Origin of the sequence: Rhodococcus sp. MSC1_016 (assembly GCF_023667485.2) — a bacterium.
GTDB lineage: Bacteria > Actinomycetota > Actinomycetes > Mycobacteriales > Mycobacteriaceae > Rhodococcus_F > Rhodococcus_F oxybenzonivorans.
Genome location: NZ_JAMOZI020000001.1, coordinates 5939866 through 5956148, shown reverse-complemented (window position 1 = coordinate 5956148; position 16283 = coordinate 5939866). Strand labels below are relative to the sequence as shown.

Genomic DNA, 16283 nt, shown 5'->3' with positions numbered 1-16283 from the left:
ATCGGGCCGTCTGGGTTCATTGGGGAGGGATGTCGGTGAACGTGATGCGGACCGAGATCGGTGCGCTCTGCAGGGCTCGGAAGGTGGCGGCGGTCAATGTGGCGAAAGCGGGATGCGAGGCGAAGGTGCGCGCACGGGCGTCGACATCGTCGTCCGGCTCCAACTGCGCGGTACCGGTGCGCCAGCGTTCACCTTCTCGTATCCGCACCTGTGGGTCGGCGGTGATGTTGGCTGTCCATCCAGAGCGTGTGCCGTGCTGGGAGATCAGCCAGGCGCCGGTGGCGTCGAAGGCTGCGGCGACCGGGACGCGGCGGAGTCGGCCGGTCTTGCGTCCGATCGTTTCCAGTTCGGTGGCGAGCGTGGTGCCGATTCCGATGCGGTTGAGCCCATGCACGGTGGGGTTGGCGACGTAGCGTCCGATCAGGCGCTCGATGCGGAACTTACGGTAGGCCCGCCCGTAGGGATCAGAGGTCTTCATCGGGTGGTTCCTGTCTGGTTCACACGGGTGCCGTGGATCCAGTCGTTGTTGCCGGAGGACGGCGGTGAGTCGTGCAGCTCGGCGAGGTCGGTGCTGAACGCGTGCAGGGTGGCTTTCATCGCCGGTTGCAGGCCGGTGGCGAGGAATCCGGCGAGCTCCTTGTCGAGGGCGGTGTCGAGCGGTCGACCGGCGGTGAAGTAGGTGAGCCGTTTGATGGCGCGGACCGCGGTGGGTGCGCGGCGGGCCAGGCGGGCGGCGGTGTTCTGGGCGTGCGTCACCAGGTCGTTGTCGGGCACGATCGCGTTGACCAGGCCGAGGTCGAGGGCCTGCTCGGCGGTCAGTGGCGCGCCCTCGAGCATGTGCTCGAGGGCTTTGGCGGTGCCGAGTATCTTCGGCAGTCGCTGGGTGCCGCCGCCGCCGGGTATCAGCCCGGCCAGGATTTCGATCTGTCCGAGCCGGATGTTCGGTGCGTCGGAGACGAACCGCAGGTCGCAGGCCAGCGCGATCTCGTGGCCGCCACCGGTCGTGGGGCCGTTGATCGCGGCGATGTACACCGTGGACGAGCGGTTCATCCGCAGGATCGTGCGCCGCCACCGGTAGCCCCAGGCCAGCGCCTGCGCGACGGCTCCGCCCGCGGCTTCGGTTGCCCGTAGCGCGCCGGGCGCCCGCAGCGCGGCGCGGGTCAACCGCCACAGCGGATACAGCACTGCCGGCGACAGTGGTGGGATCGGCGCGGCGGTGGCGTCGCCGAGTTCGGTGGGATCGGCGTGGGTCAGGAACCGGCCGTCGATGCCGCCGGTGAGCACGACCGCGCCGACGGAGTCGTCCCGGTCGACGGCGGCGGTCAGCGCGTCGAGGTCGCGGACGAAGGCGGTGGTGACGAAATTCAGCGGCGGGCTGGCGTAGCGCGCGGTGATCACGCGCCCGTGTTGTTCGACGGTGAGCGTTTCCAGTTCGAGTTCGGCTGTCGTAGCCATCTGTATTGTCCTCTCGTGGACCGGGTTCGGTCGGATCACGTGGGTTTGTGGTGGGTCACTGACGGTGCGCCCCGGGTAGCTGGGTGGTGAGTGCCTGGTTGGCGGCGGCGAGCAGCCCGGCGAAGGTGCGGGCGATGAGCGGGGCGGCGACGGTGGTGAGCGCGGCGCCGATGACCGGTGTGGTGACGGCGAAGGTGCTGGTCCACACGACTGTGGTGCCGTCCCGGTGCGGGTGGAACTCGACGCGGCCGTGGTCGTGCCGGATGCGCGGCACACTACGGCGGATGCGGTAGTCGAAGCTGTACGGCGGGTCGTAGCCGGTGATCTCTTCCTCGAACCAGGCGAGGGCGCTGGTGACAGCGCGACGGGCGCCTTTACCGTAGGGGGCGTCGTGACCGGGGGTGAGGAGTTTCGCGGCCAGCACCAGAGGCGAGGCGGTGTAGTTGGTGACCGTGCTCAGCCAGTCGAACACCACCTGCGGGGGTGCAGGGATGGTCCGTTCGACGGTGACGGTGCGGGGCTTCATCAGCTGGATTCCTTTTCTGGTCGCAGGAGTGTGATCGGGTCACCGGTCCGACGCGGGTGGGGACGCGCTTGTGCCAGGGCTGGACCGGGTTCGGTCATGTGCGTGTGGTGGTCGTGGTGCGGGCCTTCTGGCCGCGGAGGGTGGTATCGGTGGCGACGGCCAGCGGATCCCAGTTCTTGTCGTGCTCGGGCAGCTGGTCGGCGTTGCCGAACACGGTGCCGTTGCGAATCACTGCGAACAGGTCGCGCTGCAGGGAGTCGACAGCCCAGACCCGTGGCGCCCGGAGCCCGGGTCCGACTACGCAAAGCGGGGGGTCACGTACCTGACTTCGGTGCGGGCTTTCGAGAACCCTTGGTGGCCAGGCTCTTCGCCGCGGCCAGAGGTTCCCAGCCCGCCGGATCGTCCGCCTGATCGTGTTTGTCCCCAAATACCATTCCGGCGCGGATCTCCTTGTCCACGTTGCGTCCCAGCGCGGCACCGGCGGCATGCATGCCCGACAGCATGGCGCCTTCGACCGCCGGGCCCCAGGCCATGCTCGCTCCGCAGAGGAATAGCCCGCCGATCTCGGTGCGCACCCCTGGGCGGAAGGGGCCGAATTGGGTGATCGAAAGCTCGAGCCCGTATGGGGTGCCGTCAGTCGAACCCGTGTAGCGGTGTTGCGTCATCGGTGTCGCCGCCTCCCGCCACACGATGTGGTCCTTGATCCCGGGGATCACCTCGTCAACCCGCTTGACCATGATGTCGGTCAACGCGTCCTTGATGCGCAGGTATTCGGGGTTTTGCCCATAGTCCTCGTGCCACCCGTCCAGGCCCCAGAACTCGGGATCCGGGGAGACGAGGGTCATCACCTCGAGCACCGAGCAGCCCTCGGGGGCGGCGGTCCGGTTCTCCGGGTCCTTGACCGTCGTGACGCTGACATAGGCGGGCATGCGGGTGTCCAGCTCGGCGAGCAGTTCGTCGTTGCTGCGGCCGTTGCGGTTCTCGGATAGGTCCCGGAACAGCGTCGTCACGTCCTCCGTCGTGGGCACCGAGTAGAAGTTTGTGTTGGGGATCGATTTGCTGAGATCTATGTCGACGGCGAGGTAGCAGTTGAAGAACGGCTGCGACATTCGCATCCGGTCGAGCCGCCAGGCCGTCCTGCGTTTGAGGTGTTCGCGGCCCACCAGGTCGTTGTAGGTCTTCTTGATGTCGGCGTTGGATACCACTATCGACGCGCGGAACCTGGTGCCGTCCTCGAGCTCGACTCCGGCGACGGCGCCGCCGTCGACCAGGATTCGGTGCACCGCCGAACGGGTGCGGATCTGACCGCCGTGCGCCACCACGACCTCCGCCAGCCGGGTGGAGAACACCTGGCCGCCGCCTTTGGGGAACCAGGCGCCGTCCCGCATGAAGTTGTGCAGCATCACCGCGTGCACCGCGACCGGCGTCCGGTGCGGCGGACTGGCGTAGGTGCCGTACTGCACCGACATCGCTGCCTTCAGTCGGGGGCTGAGCTTGTACGAATCGAGCAGCTGAGTGAGCGGTCGCAGCGCCCACAGCGCAGCAGTCCCCGACTTGGCAACGAACTTGACGTTGCCGGCTATCGACGCGGGCGTCGAGCTACGGTCGATGTTGGTGCCGATACGTTCGAGAATCCGCACGACCCTGGTGATCGCCTTCTCCTCGCCGGGGAAGGCCTCGATCAGGTTGCGGCGGTAGTCATCCCACCCGACCGGGATCTTCAGAGTGAGGTCGGGGAAGACGATGGTGTCGAACCCGTCCCGGTCGAGGTTGCTGAACTCGATCTTCTTGTCCAGCCCCACCCCGCGCAGGATAGTCGGGATCTGCCCGTTCGGACCGCAGTCGCCGACGTAGTGCACGCCGACATCGAACTCCCACTTTCCGGCCCGGCGAAATACATGGGTGGACCCGCCGATGATGTCGTAGGCCTCGAGTACCAGGGTGCGCTTACCTCCGGCCGCCAGATAGGCGGCTGCGGTCATGCCGCCGATCCCGGACCCGACGACGATCGCGTCGAAGTGTTCTGGGGTGTCGGCCGGGGGTCGCTGCGAGCGATTCATGCGAAATTTCCTTCATCGGAAGCCGGGTGACGCAATTTAATGTCTGTAAATCTTGGTAACAGATATAGTGAGAGTAGTAGACCGATCGTGCTACGGCAAGTGGTTGCGTTCATTAATTCGTCGGGGTCATGCCCGCTTGCACTGGGGTTCGATCGTGGTGGTCGAGCCTTTCGAGGTATAGGTCACCTGGGAAATTCTCACTAAGTTGGCAAGATCCTCAGCCCCAGCCCAGCGCAAGCGTGGTAACTCGCTTACCTGCATAGACGGAAATTAGATACGACTATGTGACGTGAAATCGTGAAACTGACATGTCCGCCGGGTGTCCGTTGCCATTTGAGGCGAGGCACGAGCGGTTCGTTGACCTGGGATGCATCAACAATGTGGCGGAGCGGCTCGCTGATTTTCGGCCACATTGTTGAGGTAGCCGTCCGCCGGACGGGCAGCGAAGCCCAACAAACGCGCAGGTCAATCCGTGCTCGCCTCATCTTTGTGGCAGAAGCCCTGCACTTGCCTCGGACGCGATGGCAATGCCTCGGATCGTTTGGCAGAGGACACCGGGAATCTACAACAGGCTCCCCGGCATTCTGTCGGGTTCCCAGACTCCCGCGGCCGGTTCGGCCCGGAATTGCCTGCCGTGTACCAGGCTTGGGGTGACATCACCGAATGGGTCGCCGAACAGGCCCCGTCAATCCTCGCCGACGACAGCTTCCCGATCGACCGGACCCTGCTGCGGGCGCCGTCACCCGCACCGCGCCAGGTGTTCGCGGTCGGCCTGAACTACCACGCCCACGCCACCGAATCCGGCTTCGAATCCCCGACCCACCTGCCCCCGATCTTCACCAAGTACGTCTCATCCTTTTCCGGCCCCGACACCGACGTCCCGATCCCGGCCGGCGGCAACGTCGACTGGGAAGTCGAACTCGTCGCCGTCATCGGCCGCGAAACCACCAACATCGACGAGGCCGACGCCTGGTCCCACGTCGCCGGCCTCACCGCCGGACAAGACATCTCCGAACGCATCTCCCAACTACGCGGCCCGGCACCGCAATTCGGGCTCGGGAAGTCCTTCGCCGGGTTCTCCCCGCAAGGCCCGTGGCTGGTGACCCCGGACGAGTTCACCGACCCCGACGACCTCGAACTCGGCTGCACCATCGACGGCGAGGAAGTGCAGAAGGGCCGCACCCGGGACCTGATCTTCCCCGTCTCCACGCTGATCGCCACCCTCTCCCGCAATGTGACCCTCTACCCCGGCGATGTCATCTTCACCGGCACCCCGGCCGGCGTCGGTGTCGGCCGCGAACCGCAGCGATTCCTGCAGGCCGATGAGAAGCTCGACAGCTGGATCGAAGGCATCGGTCAGCTGCACCAACGCTTCGTCACCGACCATCCCGAAGCGAAATAGGAACGAACCATGGCATTACACGGACTGGGCAAAGTCACCATCGGCGTCCCCAACGTCGACGACACCATCGCCTTCTACACTGATTTCGGACTCGAGCACCGCGGGGGCGGAGTCTTCGCCACCCGCAACGGACCTTGCAGACGCGATCGGATCGAGTGCCGAACATCTGGTACGCCTCGCGGCCCGCGGACAGCGGCACCCGGTGGGAGACGACGGCTGCCGGGTCTAGTCGACCGTTCGCGGTGAGCGCGAGAAGCGTCGGAAGCTCCGCCTGTACCGAACAAGGCCGATCGCGAAGTCCAACTCCTTGAGCTGGCTGATCTCCATCGGGAAGCTGAAGGAATTGTTCCTGCTGACGCTGATCCGCCCGCGGGTCCGCGCCGCCCGCAGCGCCAGCGCGATAGTCGCGTCCGCTCCGACCGCCTCGATCACCACGTCGGTGCCGCGACCGCCCGTGGCGGCCCGTGGCGGCCCGGATCGCGCGGATCTGTTCGCCCGGGTCATCCCCCACCGCTATCGGGCGGGCACCCAGGGCCGCGGCCCGCTGACGGCGGTCCTTGACCGGGTCGATACCGAGGACCTGTCCGGCCCCCTGGCGATAGCCGACTGAACCGACATCAACCCGACCGGGCCCAGTCCGATCACCAGCACCGAGTCCCCCGGCGAGATCCGTGCACGACGACAGCCGTACCAGGCGGTCGGAGCGTTGTCCGTGAGCACGACGGCGGCCTCGTCGCTGACCTGGTCGGGATCCGCACCAGGTTGGAGTTCGCCTGCGATACAAGGAGGTACTGCGCTTGGCGGCCCTGCAGCGCGTGGCCGAGCCCATAGCAGTTCGACTGCCACGACCCAGTCTTGGACAAGCACGTCGATACCCGGCCGGCCGCGCACTCGGCACAGGTGGAGCAGCCCACCGACGCTGAGACCAACACCCGGTCACCGGGCTTGACCGCGGTGACCCCTACCCCACCTCATGCACGATGCCGACCACCTCATGCCCCACGGTGAAGCCGACATCGTCAGTAAAACCATGGGCCTCCCAAATGTGCAGATCGCTGCCGCAGTTTCTTCGCGCTCGTCTTTCTGGGCATTGCTCTCCCCCTTTTTCGCTCCGTGGACCTTCGGAGCATATGCAGATCCCCGCAGGAGCGCCGAACGATCCGACCCGCGCAACGGGTTACCGGAGGGAGGTCGGGGTAGTGACGGGGCGGTGGCCCTTGCGCCTAGATGCCGTCCATCCACGTCGAAGGGTAAACACGTACAAGCACATCCGACACCAGCACGCTGCTGACGCAGCTGCGCACCATCCTGGACCTGACCAACACCGAAATCCAGGTCGCCGAGACCCGAGTCACCCAGGCCCAGAACCGAAGCAGTCCGGCGCGAACTCCTCGAGAACGCCGAGAACGCCCGCGGCCGGGCCGAGGCCATCGACGCCGCGATCCGTGACCTCGGGGAAATCCCCGAGCTGTGGTCCGCCCGCGGCCTGGACCGGGCCCCGAACACCGTCCGCGCCACCCCACCCTCCCTAGGGGGAACTGCCCAGCCGGGGCGGGCACGCCGGGGACGTCGCAGTCAAAACTCTGACCGCGAGCCGCGATGCCGCTCTCGAGACCGCCGAGAAGGTCACCCGCAGCAGGGCGCCGAGGGCGCCAGGGGTGCCCTGCGTTCGGTCCCCACCGGTGTCCCGGAATCGGGCGAGTTGCCGATCGAGGACTTCGACGAGCTCAACGTCTCTCATGCGTTAATCCACCCCACGGATGATGCGAACAAGCTGCCCCCACCAGGAAGCGCACCTTGTTTAGCTGCACCGCGCCGGCCGGCACACCACAAGCGAACTCGCCGAGCTGTTCAATGTCGCCCGCTCTACGGTCTACCGCGCCATCCGCCGCGCCGAAAGCGCACAACGCCCACCGATCGGACCCTGAGTGTCAGATCCCCGATTGGGACGTGCACAGCCCGCCAGGACACGCCCGGGCGGGGTCAGCAACGACGAACGCAACTCGCGTCCAACTGCGCAAGCAACAGTCGGATCCGCGTGAGACGGCGAGCGTCGGTCCACAGCCACATCGCCACGGAGATGGCGAAGAGGATGGTCCAGCCGGTGTCAGCAGTCACGCCCCCGCCGAGGAACTCGTCAAGGCACTTGACCGGCAACAAGACCAGCCCAACGGCATTGAAAATGATCCAGCGCGTTTTCGACTTCTTATGGCGGGTCAACAGGTCACGGATCACCTCGCCGTCCGCCTCTGCCGGCAGGGGGTCGCCGCGTTCGATGGCTTTCCAGACGACGCACTCCTCGGGGCGAAACCGTCCGGTGCGCAGACGCCAGCGTCCGTAGACGGCACCGGCAAAAACGCACGCAGCCGCGACGACGACTGCGAAGACGAGCGACTCGAGCATGGTAGGCACTCCTGGGATGTCCGGCGCGGTGACCTGTGTCCGCGATGTCATCTCAGCTTCCGCTCGCTCGGCCACCCGGAAATCAACCGTGGGGTGGGCAATCGGCCCACCTAGGTGTTCCGTCCCCAACCAGCGGCTACGCCAAACCCGCCCGATTTTCGGCGGATACTACGGCGACCCCCCTGGCCGGTCCGAGAAATCGTCCGAATCGGCCTTGCTCGTTTGCGGTTGGTGACAACAGCCTCTTTCCGGCAGGCCTGGGCAGGCCACCGTCCGCGGCCCCTTTCTGGCGTATACGGTTCCCACCCCTCGAGCGGGGGCTGGCAAGTCCCCCGATTTTTATCCGAGGACGCCAGCCAACTGCAGAGTCCTCCGAACTAGGGCTTGAGCGCCATCCTTGACCTCGTCGCTCAGTGCCCATGCGCGTTGTGACTGTGCGTGATGCAGCATCCACCCATGGCTGACGTTGACAATCGTCGCGACATCGAGGGGTCGAAGCGACATAGCCTCCCCCGCAGTGATCGGACCCGGCGGCTGGTCTTCCCTCATCCGATACCAAACCCCCTCATAGAACGAGAGATGCCCGCGCCCATGTGGCTACATCAGCAACACACCACCGGCCGGTGGGTCGTATTGAGGCTCAGGCATCCATTCCTGCTCGTCAGAGATAATCCACGTCTCGCTCATGCCCGCAGGCTACGCGCGAGACCACTATTGGCAGCGCGTAGCGCGGGGCGGAGTGTTGGTGGCTTGCGAGCTGCCGCACCAGGACTGGATCTGGCTCGTCCACATACCCCGATAGTCCGGAGACTAGGGAGAGCCGAGTAGACCGGGCACCACCATCTGAGACGGGTGCCGGGAGGCACGAGCGCACCAATTGCAGGTGACTACTGGGCCTGAGCTGCATGTTTAAGGTATGCGTCCGGACCGCTCGTGGTGTCGTTAACGCATTAGTTCATTCACTAATTAATGCTTTCGTATTTGCGCTCGGCCATCGGTAGTTGGCTCAGTCGCACAGTTTCGTTGTCGGAGATCAGTTCGACTCAACTGGGTCGCAACTTCGCCCACACGCCGGACACCGTGCGAAATCGTGGGTCACGTTTCGCCTTCTCCAGGTCCTCGCTCTCGACGGTCTCCGGCGTGCTGATCCGTCCAACAACGCCGGTCAAGAGGCGTTCTCGGTGGAGACCGAGATGCGCGTGCGGGTTCGACGTGGCCGGCCGGACGGGGAAGGCATCGGGCGGGCGGGGAGCTGAACCCGGTACGCCCGGCGCGCACCCTTGCGAGGACCGGCTCCGTCACTCGTCACGACACCGATTACTCCGAAGTCGAGTCGAGCACCTCCACCGTGATCGCTGTCGAACCGATGCGGATCTCCGCGCCATTCCACAGCACGGCATCCCGGGCTATGCGAAGCCCGTCGACAAAGACCCCGTTTGTCGACTCCCGATCACGCAACACCAATCCGATACGACTGGACGAGATCTCGGCATGATAGCGGCTGACCTTCGCATCATCGAGTGACAGATCGTTGTCGGCCATCCGCCCTATCCGAATGCCTTCAGGTGGCATGTCGAGAACCCGTCCGTCGGACACACGCAACCGGCAGCGGCCCATCGTCGTCGGTGGCTCCACGACAGTGGTGGTTCCGAGAACGACGTTTCCCTCGCGCCGTTCGATCTGCGGCTCGATCGGCTCCTGGCGGAGAATCTGCTGCTCGAGCCGTGCCAGGGTGGCGCTCGGGTCGATACCGAGCTGATCGGAAAGGGTCGCTCGGACCGTGCGGCAGGCCTCGAGCGCGTCGGCCTGGCGCCCGGACAGATACAACGCGGTGATCAGCTGTCCCCAGAGGGGTTCGCGCAACGGTTGTTCCTTGACGAGGGATCGCAATTCCCCGATCACGGCGGAGGACCGGCCGCGGGCGATGTCAGTCGCGATCCGTGCGGAGACCGTAAGCCACCGTTCCTCATCGAGCGCGGTCGCGAACTCCTCGGCGAATGACAGGCCACGCAGGTCTGCAAGGGCCTCCCCGCTCCATTCGTCGAGCGCGGACCGATAAAGGTCGGCGGCCGCAGACAAATTCGTGGCGCGGGCCCCCGCCGCTCGAGCAGTCTCGAAACGGCCGACGTCACAGTCGTCATCGCTGATATCGAGCACATAGCCGGGTGCCGCTGTTCGTAAGAGGCGTTCGGCGACGAGCCCTTCCTCGCGTAGCGTCTTGCGCAGGTTCGACACCGAGACCTGGAGGCTTACCGCGAACGTGGTCGGTGGATTCCCATCCCACACGGCATCGGCCAACGCAGCCGACGAAACCGTCCGGCGACGATGGACGACCAACGCCGCGAGGACGGCCCGTGACTTGCGCCCTCCGATCGACAGCGACCGCCCATCGACCAGTACCTGCACTGGGCCAAGCACCCGCACGTCCACGGATTCGAACTTACTCCGACCACCGAGTCCCTCCGGGCTCTCCGCCCATCTCCGCCCGGAAACCCCTCGACACACCGATGGAGCCCTCGCCAGCGGGAAGCGAGGGCCCATCGGTGTGGACAGAAGAACTCTTCGAGTGCACTCCGTCGTTGTGGCGCCTACCCGCCCGAAGAGACCTTGTCGGGTGCGGGCGCCGGCTCCGGTGCAGGAGCCGGCTCCGGCTGCGGCTGCGGCTGCGGTGCAGGAGCAGGCTGCGGTGCAGGAGCAGGCTCCGGCTGCGGTGCAGGAGCAGGCTCCGGCTGCGGCTGCGGCTGCGGTGCAGGAGCAGGCTGCGGTGCAGGAGCAGGCTCCGGCTTCGGCTTCGGTGCAGGAGCAGGCTGCGGCTGCGGCTGCGGCTGCGGCTGCGGTGCTGGAGCAGGCTCCGGCTGCGGCTGCGGTGCTGGAGCAGGCTCCGGTGCAGGCGCGGGATCAGGAGCCGGTCCGTCACAGAACGCGGGGATAGTCGGGCAGAGGGGGTCCTCGATCGGGTCCGTCTTCGGATCGGTCTTCGGATCGGTCTTCGGGTCCGTCTTCGGATCCGTCTTCGGATCCGTCTTCGGGTCCGTCTTCGGGTCCGTCTTCGGGTCCGTCTTCGGGTCCGTCTTCGGATCGGTCTTCGGATCGGTCTTCGGATCCGTCTTCGGGTCCGTCTTCGGATCGGTCTTCGGATCCGTCTTCGGATCGGTCTTCGGATCCGTCTTCGGATCGGTCTTCGGATCCGTCTGTGGCCCCTGCTGCTGCGGCTCCGGCTGCGACCGCGGAACCGGGACCTGCTCCTCTTGCTCCGGCTGCGACCGCGGCGCAGGCGCCGCTTCAGCCGGCCGGGTGAATTCGAGTCGTTGCAGGTCCTGCAGAGAAGTGCTGAATCGGCCGATCTCGTTTTGCCCGAACAGGTCGCAGTTGGCGGGCATGCTGTCTTGCAGCAGGTCTCCGTCTACCAGCGTGATCTGAAGTGATGCAGTCCCATTCGGCTCGAATCTGTCATCAGCGGCGAGGACATCAATGCTCTGCACCTCGTCGAACGCCAGTTCCTGACCGCTGGACAATGGGATTCCGAAGCCTACCGTGCTGCAGTACCTCACCGAGTCTGCCTGCACCTCCGTGGTCGTACCGTTAAGCGCGATGAAATTCGCGATCGCCCCGGCGGCCTGGCTGGGCGCAGCCGCTGCGGTGCCTAGCCCTGTCGCCGCTGCCAGGACCGCCGCAATACCGACGGCCGAAGCCATGTGGCGAACGTAGTTCGATCGCATTGGGTTCATGAAGTTTCCTTTCCGGATGTCAGCCGTCTGGTTTCGGCTGTGAAAAGGTTCGCCTGTAGCGCTAATCGACTCCTTACCAGTCGCTAATTGCTCTCGCGGTGCGCGAGCCGGCATCGGCGTTCGATTCCTCATCCGGGGATTCCCGGCGGTGGTTCGCTGCGGTTCAATGAGGTAAACCACTGAAGAGGCGGTGCAGCCGATGTGAGCGACGCGCTCGAGCCCGGCACTACGTTTGCCGGGTGCGGATTCTGTCAATACTTCTGTGTACGTCGATGCAATTCAGACGCTTTGACGTAGCCGGTCAGGCGGTCGGGATCGGCGAGGACGGGGGCACCGAGTCGGTCCAGCCCTGTACTCGGGCGCCTTCGACGCGGGTGGGTGGTGCCTTGCGGTGGTTGCGGTCGATGCCGCATTCCTCGGCGCGGTCGCGCGCGTTTGGCCTCGGCGGGCGTGATGTCCGGCCACAGGGCCGTATCGGACGCGGATCCCACCTTGTTCGGCACGTTTGCGGGGAGGGATGTCGGCGTGGAGTGTGGGCCTGAGTGGGCGGGTCCGCGACCGACTCGGCCCAATACCGGCCAGGGGGAACGTCGAACCCGTACGGTGTCGTGCGAGCTTCGCCGAATGTCGTTGCCAGGCAGTACCGATTCGATGGGCAGGACAGTTCGTTGAGGGCACCCTGACAACCCGTGTGTTCTCGACGTCGACGACAGACACCTCGCGCTGTCAGCTGACCAAGACGCCGATCGGGGGCTGAGCCCTGTGGGCGGCAGCGTCTGTGCACTGCTCGGGGACGTCACAGCACAGAGGCAGCTCCCGCCGGCGCCACCACCATGATTACAAGGGAGGCTGTGAGCGGACAGCGTGGCCATGAGCGTCAGCGCCCACGCCACCGGCGCGAGCACCGTCCGGTGGTCGGCCGAGTGGGTATCGGTGTGACGGCGTGCCCCGGCCGCGGATCCCTGCCTCTCTTCGCGTTGACCCCAGCCTCTTCGACCGCGGGACAATGCTCACGAATAATATTGCACAACAGCATATTTTGCGGGGGCTGCAGTCGGATCGCGGTTCGGAGCTCGCCGCGCGTACATCTCGCCGGATCACATCGAAGTTGACCGGCTGCTGCCGGGTGGCGGCGAAACCACCCCTCTGGGGGGTGTCTCGCCGGCTCTCCCCCCACAACACTGGGTGCTGACCAACCCCCAACGGTACGAGAGGCCCTGACACAGTGTTCGAGACCATGAACGACCCGGCATCGGTACCACGACAGCGTTCGCTGTGGCGGCGGGCGGTGTTCGGTGCCGTGGGAGCGGGGTCACTGCTGGCCGCGGGAACCGGGACCGCGGCGGCCGACCCGCCACCGAGCAGCGTGCTGATCACCCAGGAGGACCTACCGTCCGGCTACGTTCTGTTCGACTCCGCGCTCCTCGAGTCACCCGGCGACGCGGAAGAAGAGGCCGATCTGCCCGACGTGGATGTACCCGTGGAGAACATCGCGGTCAGCCCTCCGGAATGCGGGGCGGTGAGCCCGGGTGAGCAGACCCACCCCGACACCTCCCTCCTCACCGGCGGATGGGCGATGGACGCCGACACCGGGACTCTGCGGATGCTGTCCGTCGTGGTCGGTGAGGGCTCGGCGAATATCGGCGAAACCCGACAGCTCCTCGAACAATGCTCGACCGTCACCGTCTCAGCATTCGGCGTCACCTCGACGGCCCGGACATCGGCCTACGAGCCGCCGGCAAGCCGCGCCGACGAATCCGCGGGACTGGCCGTCACGACCACCGACGGGGACGGAAATCGCACTGCCACCGTCATGCTGATCGCCCGTGTCAGCGAGCTCAACGTCGTCGCCTCACTCACCGACACCGAGAGCGGCGAGATTTCCCACCTCACCGAACTCGAAGATTTCGAGCAGGCCTTCGTCGCCCAAGTTGACCGAGTCAAGGAGCTCGGCTAACGGGAACTCCTACCGCCGCCGGCGCGCGTGGGAGGCCGCCTCGACCTTGGTGATGCCTTGGCCGGCGGCGCCGAAGTCGTGCAATGTGTAGATGTTCTCCGAGTATCTTCCCGGCAGGGATGAAGCCAAACCGATCATTTCTGCGAGGGAAGCATGACGACGCGTGTGTTCTCGGCGTCGACGACATACACCTCGCCGTGCGGGCCGAGCGCGACACCGACCGGTGAGCTGAGCCCGGTGAACGGCAGCACGGTCTGTTCCTCGGCACCGGGAGACAGCAGCAGGACCCGATTGTTCCGGTTATCGGTGACATACACCTCGCCTTCGGGGCCGACCGCGATGCCATCGGCCCCTTCGATGTCGTCGAACGGCAGAACCGACACGGTGTTCGTCGCGGCGCTCAGCACGCTGACGGCGCTGTTCGCCGTGGTGACATACACATCACCCCGGTCGTTGACCGCCACCGAGTACGGGCCGATCACGACAGGAAACGGAACCACCGTCGGGGTGACCGAGGCATGCGGTGACACCACGACACGGTTGTTCAGGACGTCGGCCACGTAGACGTCCCCGAAACCGCGCACCGCGACCGCGATCGGCACGTGCAACCCGGTGAACGGCAGGTCCCATTGCCGTCCGGTGGCCGGCGCGAGGGCGACGACCCGGTTGTTCACCGAGTCCGCGACATACACGGTGTTCTCGGCGCTCACCGCGATGCCCATCGGACGGGACAGCCCGGTGAACGGCAGAGTCCGCTGGATGCCGGACTCCGGTTCGTACATCACGACCTGGTCGCGGGCGTAATCGCTGACGTAGACGTTCCCGTCACCGTCGACCGCCACCCCGAACGGATCGTCGAGATCACGAAACGGCACCACCGCCTGCGCACTGGTGCTCGGCGTCGTCGGCCACAGCACATACGCTGCTGCCGCGGCCGCCGCGACCACCATCGCCAGCAGTGCGGCCAGGAGCACCGCTCGCCGACGCCGCCGCGGGTCCCGAGCACCCGAGACCGGTGAGGCGCCCTCCTCGATCACACCGCCGCCCACCGCCGCCCCTGCTGCTTCCGCCGATACGGCCGGCGGTCCGGGATGATCGAGGACCGGGAGTGCGGGCCGGGTATCGACTTCGGTGACACCGCCCGCAACGGCTCCGGCGGCCTCGCTCAGCTCGCGGCAGGTCGGGTAGCGGTCGTCGCGGTTCTTCGCCATCGCACGACGCACCACCAGGTCGAAGCCGACCGGCAGGCCGAGCCGCAGCGCACTCGGCCGCGGAATCGGCCCGTGTAGGTGACCATGCATGACCGCCGGCGCGGAGCCCCCGCCATACGGCGGAACCCCGGTCAACAGATGAAAGAGCGTGCACCCGAGGGCATACACATCCACCCGATGGTCGAGATCGTCACCGGTGATCTGCTCCGGGGCGGCGTAGTGCAACGTCGCCACCAGCATTCCCGTCTTCGTCAGATGCGCGGTGTCATCGAGCGCCCGAGCGGTACCGAAGTCGGTCAGCAACACCCGTTCGGGATCCTCCGGCGTCAATAGAATGTTCGCCGGCTTCACATCACGATGCACAATCCCCGCTCGGTGCGCGTGGTCCAGTGCCCGCCCCGTCTCGGTGACAATGTGCACGGCACGGCCGATCTCCAACGGCCCGGACGCCACCGCGGCCCTCGCATCCACGCCCGGCACGTACTGCATCGCGATCCACAACCGGTCCCCCGCCCGGCCCCGGTCGTAGACGGTCACGATGTTGGGATGGTCGAGCAGCGCCGCATGATCGGCCTCGGACTCGAAACGACCACGCACGTAATCGTTGTCGAGCCAGAACGAATCGAGAACCTTCAAGGCCACCTTCCGACGCAGGGTCGGGTGCCGGGCCAGGTACACCGTCCCCATCCCGCCCCGGCCCAGCACCCGCTCGATCGTGTAACCGGCGACCGCCGCACCAGGGGCCAAAGCATCGCTCACACCGCCTCCACCTTCCCGATCGTCCTCAGTGAACCGCACGAAACGACGCCGAGTAAACCCCGTCACCACCCGCCACCATCCACATCGGCGACACCCATATGCACGTCGACGAAACGCTCAAGCCCGTTCGACGCCGCGTGCCTGTCGGCGCGGGGTCGGCCAGGACGATCCCGGACGGCAGTCCTCGAGAGCGGTGCCGGGGCGCCGGCACGCCCCGGGGAACGACTCGGCCCCCTGGCGGGAGGACCCGGGGGTGCTACCTTCTGCACCCGAGGGGGGTGTTCGCGGCGGCGGCGGGGACCGACAATTGTTGGTGTACCGGCGACCCGACGGAGGAATCAGCATATGTTCAGTCGCACCCCCGGGCTGTTGCCCCCTGATCCGCCCGCGCACGGGTCGGGGCCGCTCCTGACCACGACCATAATCATCGGAATCTGCGTCCTCGTGGTGCCCATGATCGCGGTCTTCGTTCTCGGAGCAATCGGGGACCGTCGGGCCGAACACGCAGACCCCGAGCAGGTCGCCGAACTGCGGCGACGACTGTCCGCCATATCCGACAAGCCCCTTCCACCCCCAGACGAGGACGGCGAGGACGGTCGCACCGAACCTCCCCCTCGCTGGATCGAGCACTGACCCGGGCACCCGGTCACCGCGCCCGCGCCACCGGGTCGCGCAGCACAAGTGCCGTCCCAAGGGCGCCTGCCCTTCCAGGGTGAGTGGTTCTGTGCCCGTGCCGGATGCGATCGGATTCGCACCGACAGGACATCCGCACACCTCACCGA

The 16283-nt window shown here is 66.3% G+C and carries 14 protein-coding genes and 2 pseudogenes; 6 read left to right on the top strand and 10 right to left on the bottom strand.

Features of this window, described 5'->3' with window-relative positions:
- Positions 1-16: 16 nt before the first annotated feature.
- From L1080_RS27860 to L1080_RS27840, 5 genes are all read right to left on the bottom strand, one after another.
- Positions 17-478, bottom strand: a complete 462-nt coding sequence (locus L1080_RS27860; RefSeq protein WP_250766964.1) for a nitroreductase family deazaflavin-dependent oxidoreductase — start codon at positions 476-478, stop codon at positions 17-19.
- Positions 475-1455, bottom strand: coding sequence for an enoyl-CoA hydratase/isomerase family protein (locus tag L1080_RS27855; protein ID WP_250766962.1), 981 nt, complete (start codon positions 1453-1455; stop codon positions 475-477). Before L1080_RS27855 ends, L1080_RS27860 begins: the two co-directional genes overlap by 4 nt.
- A 55-nt stretch (positions 1456-1510) precedes the next feature.
- Positions 1511-1981: an SRPBCC family protein gene (locus tag L1080_RS27850; protein ID WP_005566940.1), complete on the bottom strand. Its 471-nt coding sequence runs from the start codon at positions 1979-1981 to the stop codon at positions 1511-1513.
- 94 nt (positions 1982-2075) lie between these two features.
- Entirely contained in the window at positions 2076-2213 is a 138-nt protein-coding gene (locus L1080_RS27845; RefSeq protein WP_250766960.1) for a hypothetical protein, read from the bottom strand.
- Positions 2214-2295: 82 nt separating this feature from the next.
- Positions 2296-4041 (bottom strand): phytoene desaturase family protein, encoded by a 1746-nt coding sequence (locus tag L1080_RS27840; RefSeq protein ID WP_250766958.1) that lies wholly within the window; start codon positions 4039-4041, stop codon positions 2296-2298.
- Between the two features lie 541 nt (positions 4042-4582).
- Between L1080_RS27840 and L1080_RS27835 the strand changes: the two genes are divergently transcribed.
- The 3 genes and pseudogenes from L1080_RS27835 to L1080_RS27825 all read left to right on the top strand — a co-directional run bounded on the left by L1080_RS27835 (position 4583) and on the right by L1080_RS27825 (position 6053).
- Complete coding sequence (locus L1080_RS27835) at positions 4583-5443, top strand: fumarylacetoacetate hydrolase family protein (protein WP_374432829.1); 861 nt, start codon at positions 4583-4585, stop codon at positions 5441-5443.
- A 9-nt stretch (positions 5444-5452) separates the two neighbouring features.
- Positions 5453-5575, top strand: a pseudogene (locus tag L1080_RS27830) (VOC family protein); the annotation flags it as partial.
- Positions 5576-5750: 175 nt separating this feature from the next.
- Positions 5751-6053: a hypothetical protein gene (locus L1080_RS27825; RefSeq protein WP_250766956.1), complete on the top strand. Its 303-nt coding sequence runs from the start codon at positions 5751-5753 to the stop codon at positions 6051-6053.
- Between the two features lie 31 nt (positions 6054-6084).
- Here the strand turns inward: L1080_RS27825 and L1080_RS27820 are convergent, their stop codons facing one another.
- Positions 6085-6357: a hypothetical protein gene (locus tag L1080_RS27820; protein ID WP_374433003.1), complete on the bottom strand. Its 273-nt coding sequence runs from the start codon at positions 6355-6357 to the stop codon at positions 6085-6087.
- Positions 6358-6727: 370 nt separating this feature from the next.
- Between L1080_RS27820 and L1080_RS27815 the strand changes: the two are divergent.
- Positions 6728-7338: pseudogene (locus L1080_RS27815) on the top strand (helix-turn-helix domain-containing protein); the annotation flags it as partial.
- 88 nt (positions 7339-7426) lie between these two features.
- On the opposite strand, the gene L1080_RS27810 reads toward L1080_RS27815, so the two are convergent.
- From L1080_RS27810 to L1080_RS27800, 3 genes are all read right to left on the bottom strand, one after another.
- Positions 7427-7846: a hypothetical protein gene (locus tag L1080_RS27810; protein WP_250766953.1), complete on the bottom strand. Its 420-nt coding sequence runs from the start codon at positions 7844-7846 to the stop codon at positions 7427-7429.
- 1317 nt (positions 7847-9163) lie between these two features.
- Positions 9164-10264 carry a BTAD domain-containing putative transcriptional regulator gene (locus L1080_RS27805; RefSeq protein WP_250766950.1) on the bottom strand — a complete coding sequence of 367 codons (1101 nt, stop codon included), beginning with the start codon at positions 10262-10264 and terminating at the stop codon, positions 9164-9166.
- A 170-nt stretch (positions 10265-10434) separates the two neighbouring features.
- Entirely contained in the window at positions 10435-11541 is a 1107-nt protein-coding gene (locus L1080_RS27800) for a hypothetical protein (protein ID WP_250766947.1), read from the bottom strand.
- A 1270-nt stretch (positions 11542-12811) separates the two neighbouring features.
- Between L1080_RS27800 and L1080_RS27795 the strand changes: the two genes are divergently transcribed.
- Positions 12812-13531, top strand: a complete 720-nt coding sequence (locus L1080_RS27795) for a hypothetical protein (protein ID WP_250766944.1) — start codon at positions 12812-12814, stop codon at positions 13529-13531.
- Positions 13532-13665: 134 nt separating this feature from the next.
- Here L1080_RS27795 and L1080_RS27790 read toward each other — a convergent pair whose 3' ends face one another.
- The gene (locus tag L1080_RS27790; protein ID WP_250766940.1) at positions 13666-15501 is read right to left on the bottom strand and encodes a serine/threonine-protein kinase; all 1836 of its coding nucleotides are present in this window, start codon (positions 15499-15501) and stop codon (positions 13666-13668) included.
- Between the two features lie 345 nt (positions 15502-15846).
- Here L1080_RS27790 and L1080_RS27785 point away from each other — a divergent pair, with 345 nt between their 5' ends.
- Complete coding sequence (locus L1080_RS27785) at positions 15847-16134, top strand: hypothetical protein (RefSeq protein ID WP_250766936.1); 288 nt, start codon at positions 15847-15849, stop codon at positions 16132-16134.
- Positions 16135-16283 lie beyond the last annotated feature (149 nt).

Coding starts and splice junctions, on each gene's coding strand:
- L1080_RS27860 (WP_250766964.1), bottom strand. CDS start 478: ATGAAGACCTCTGATCCCTACGGGCGGGCCTACCGTAAGTTCCGCATC.
- L1080_RS27855 (WP_250766962.1), bottom strand. CDS start 1,455: ATGGCTACGACAGCCGAACTCGAACTGGAAACGCTCACCGTCGAACAA.
- L1080_RS27850 (WP_005566940.1), bottom strand. CDS start 1,981: ATGAAGCCCCGCACCGTCACCGTCGAACGGACCATCCCTGCACCCCCG.
- L1080_RS27840 (WP_250766958.1), bottom strand. CDS start 4,041: ATGAATCGCTCGCAGCGACCCCCGGCCGACACCCCAGAACACTTCGAC.
- L1080_RS27810 (WP_250766953.1), bottom strand. CDS start 7,846: ATGCTCGAGTCGCTCGTCTTCGCAGTCGTCGTCGCGGCTGCGTGCGTT.
- L1080_RS27800 (WP_250766947.1), bottom strand. CDS start 11,541: ATGGCTTCGGCCGTCGGTATTGCGGCGGTCCTGGCAGCGGCGACAGGG.
- L1080_RS27795 (WP_250766944.1), top strand. CDS start 12,812: ATGAACGACCCGGCATCGGTACCACGACAGCGTTCGCTGTGGCGGCGG.
- L1080_RS27785 (WP_250766936.1), top strand. CDS start 15,847: ATGTTCAGTCGCACCCCCGGGCTGTTGCCCCCTGATCCGCCCGCGCAC.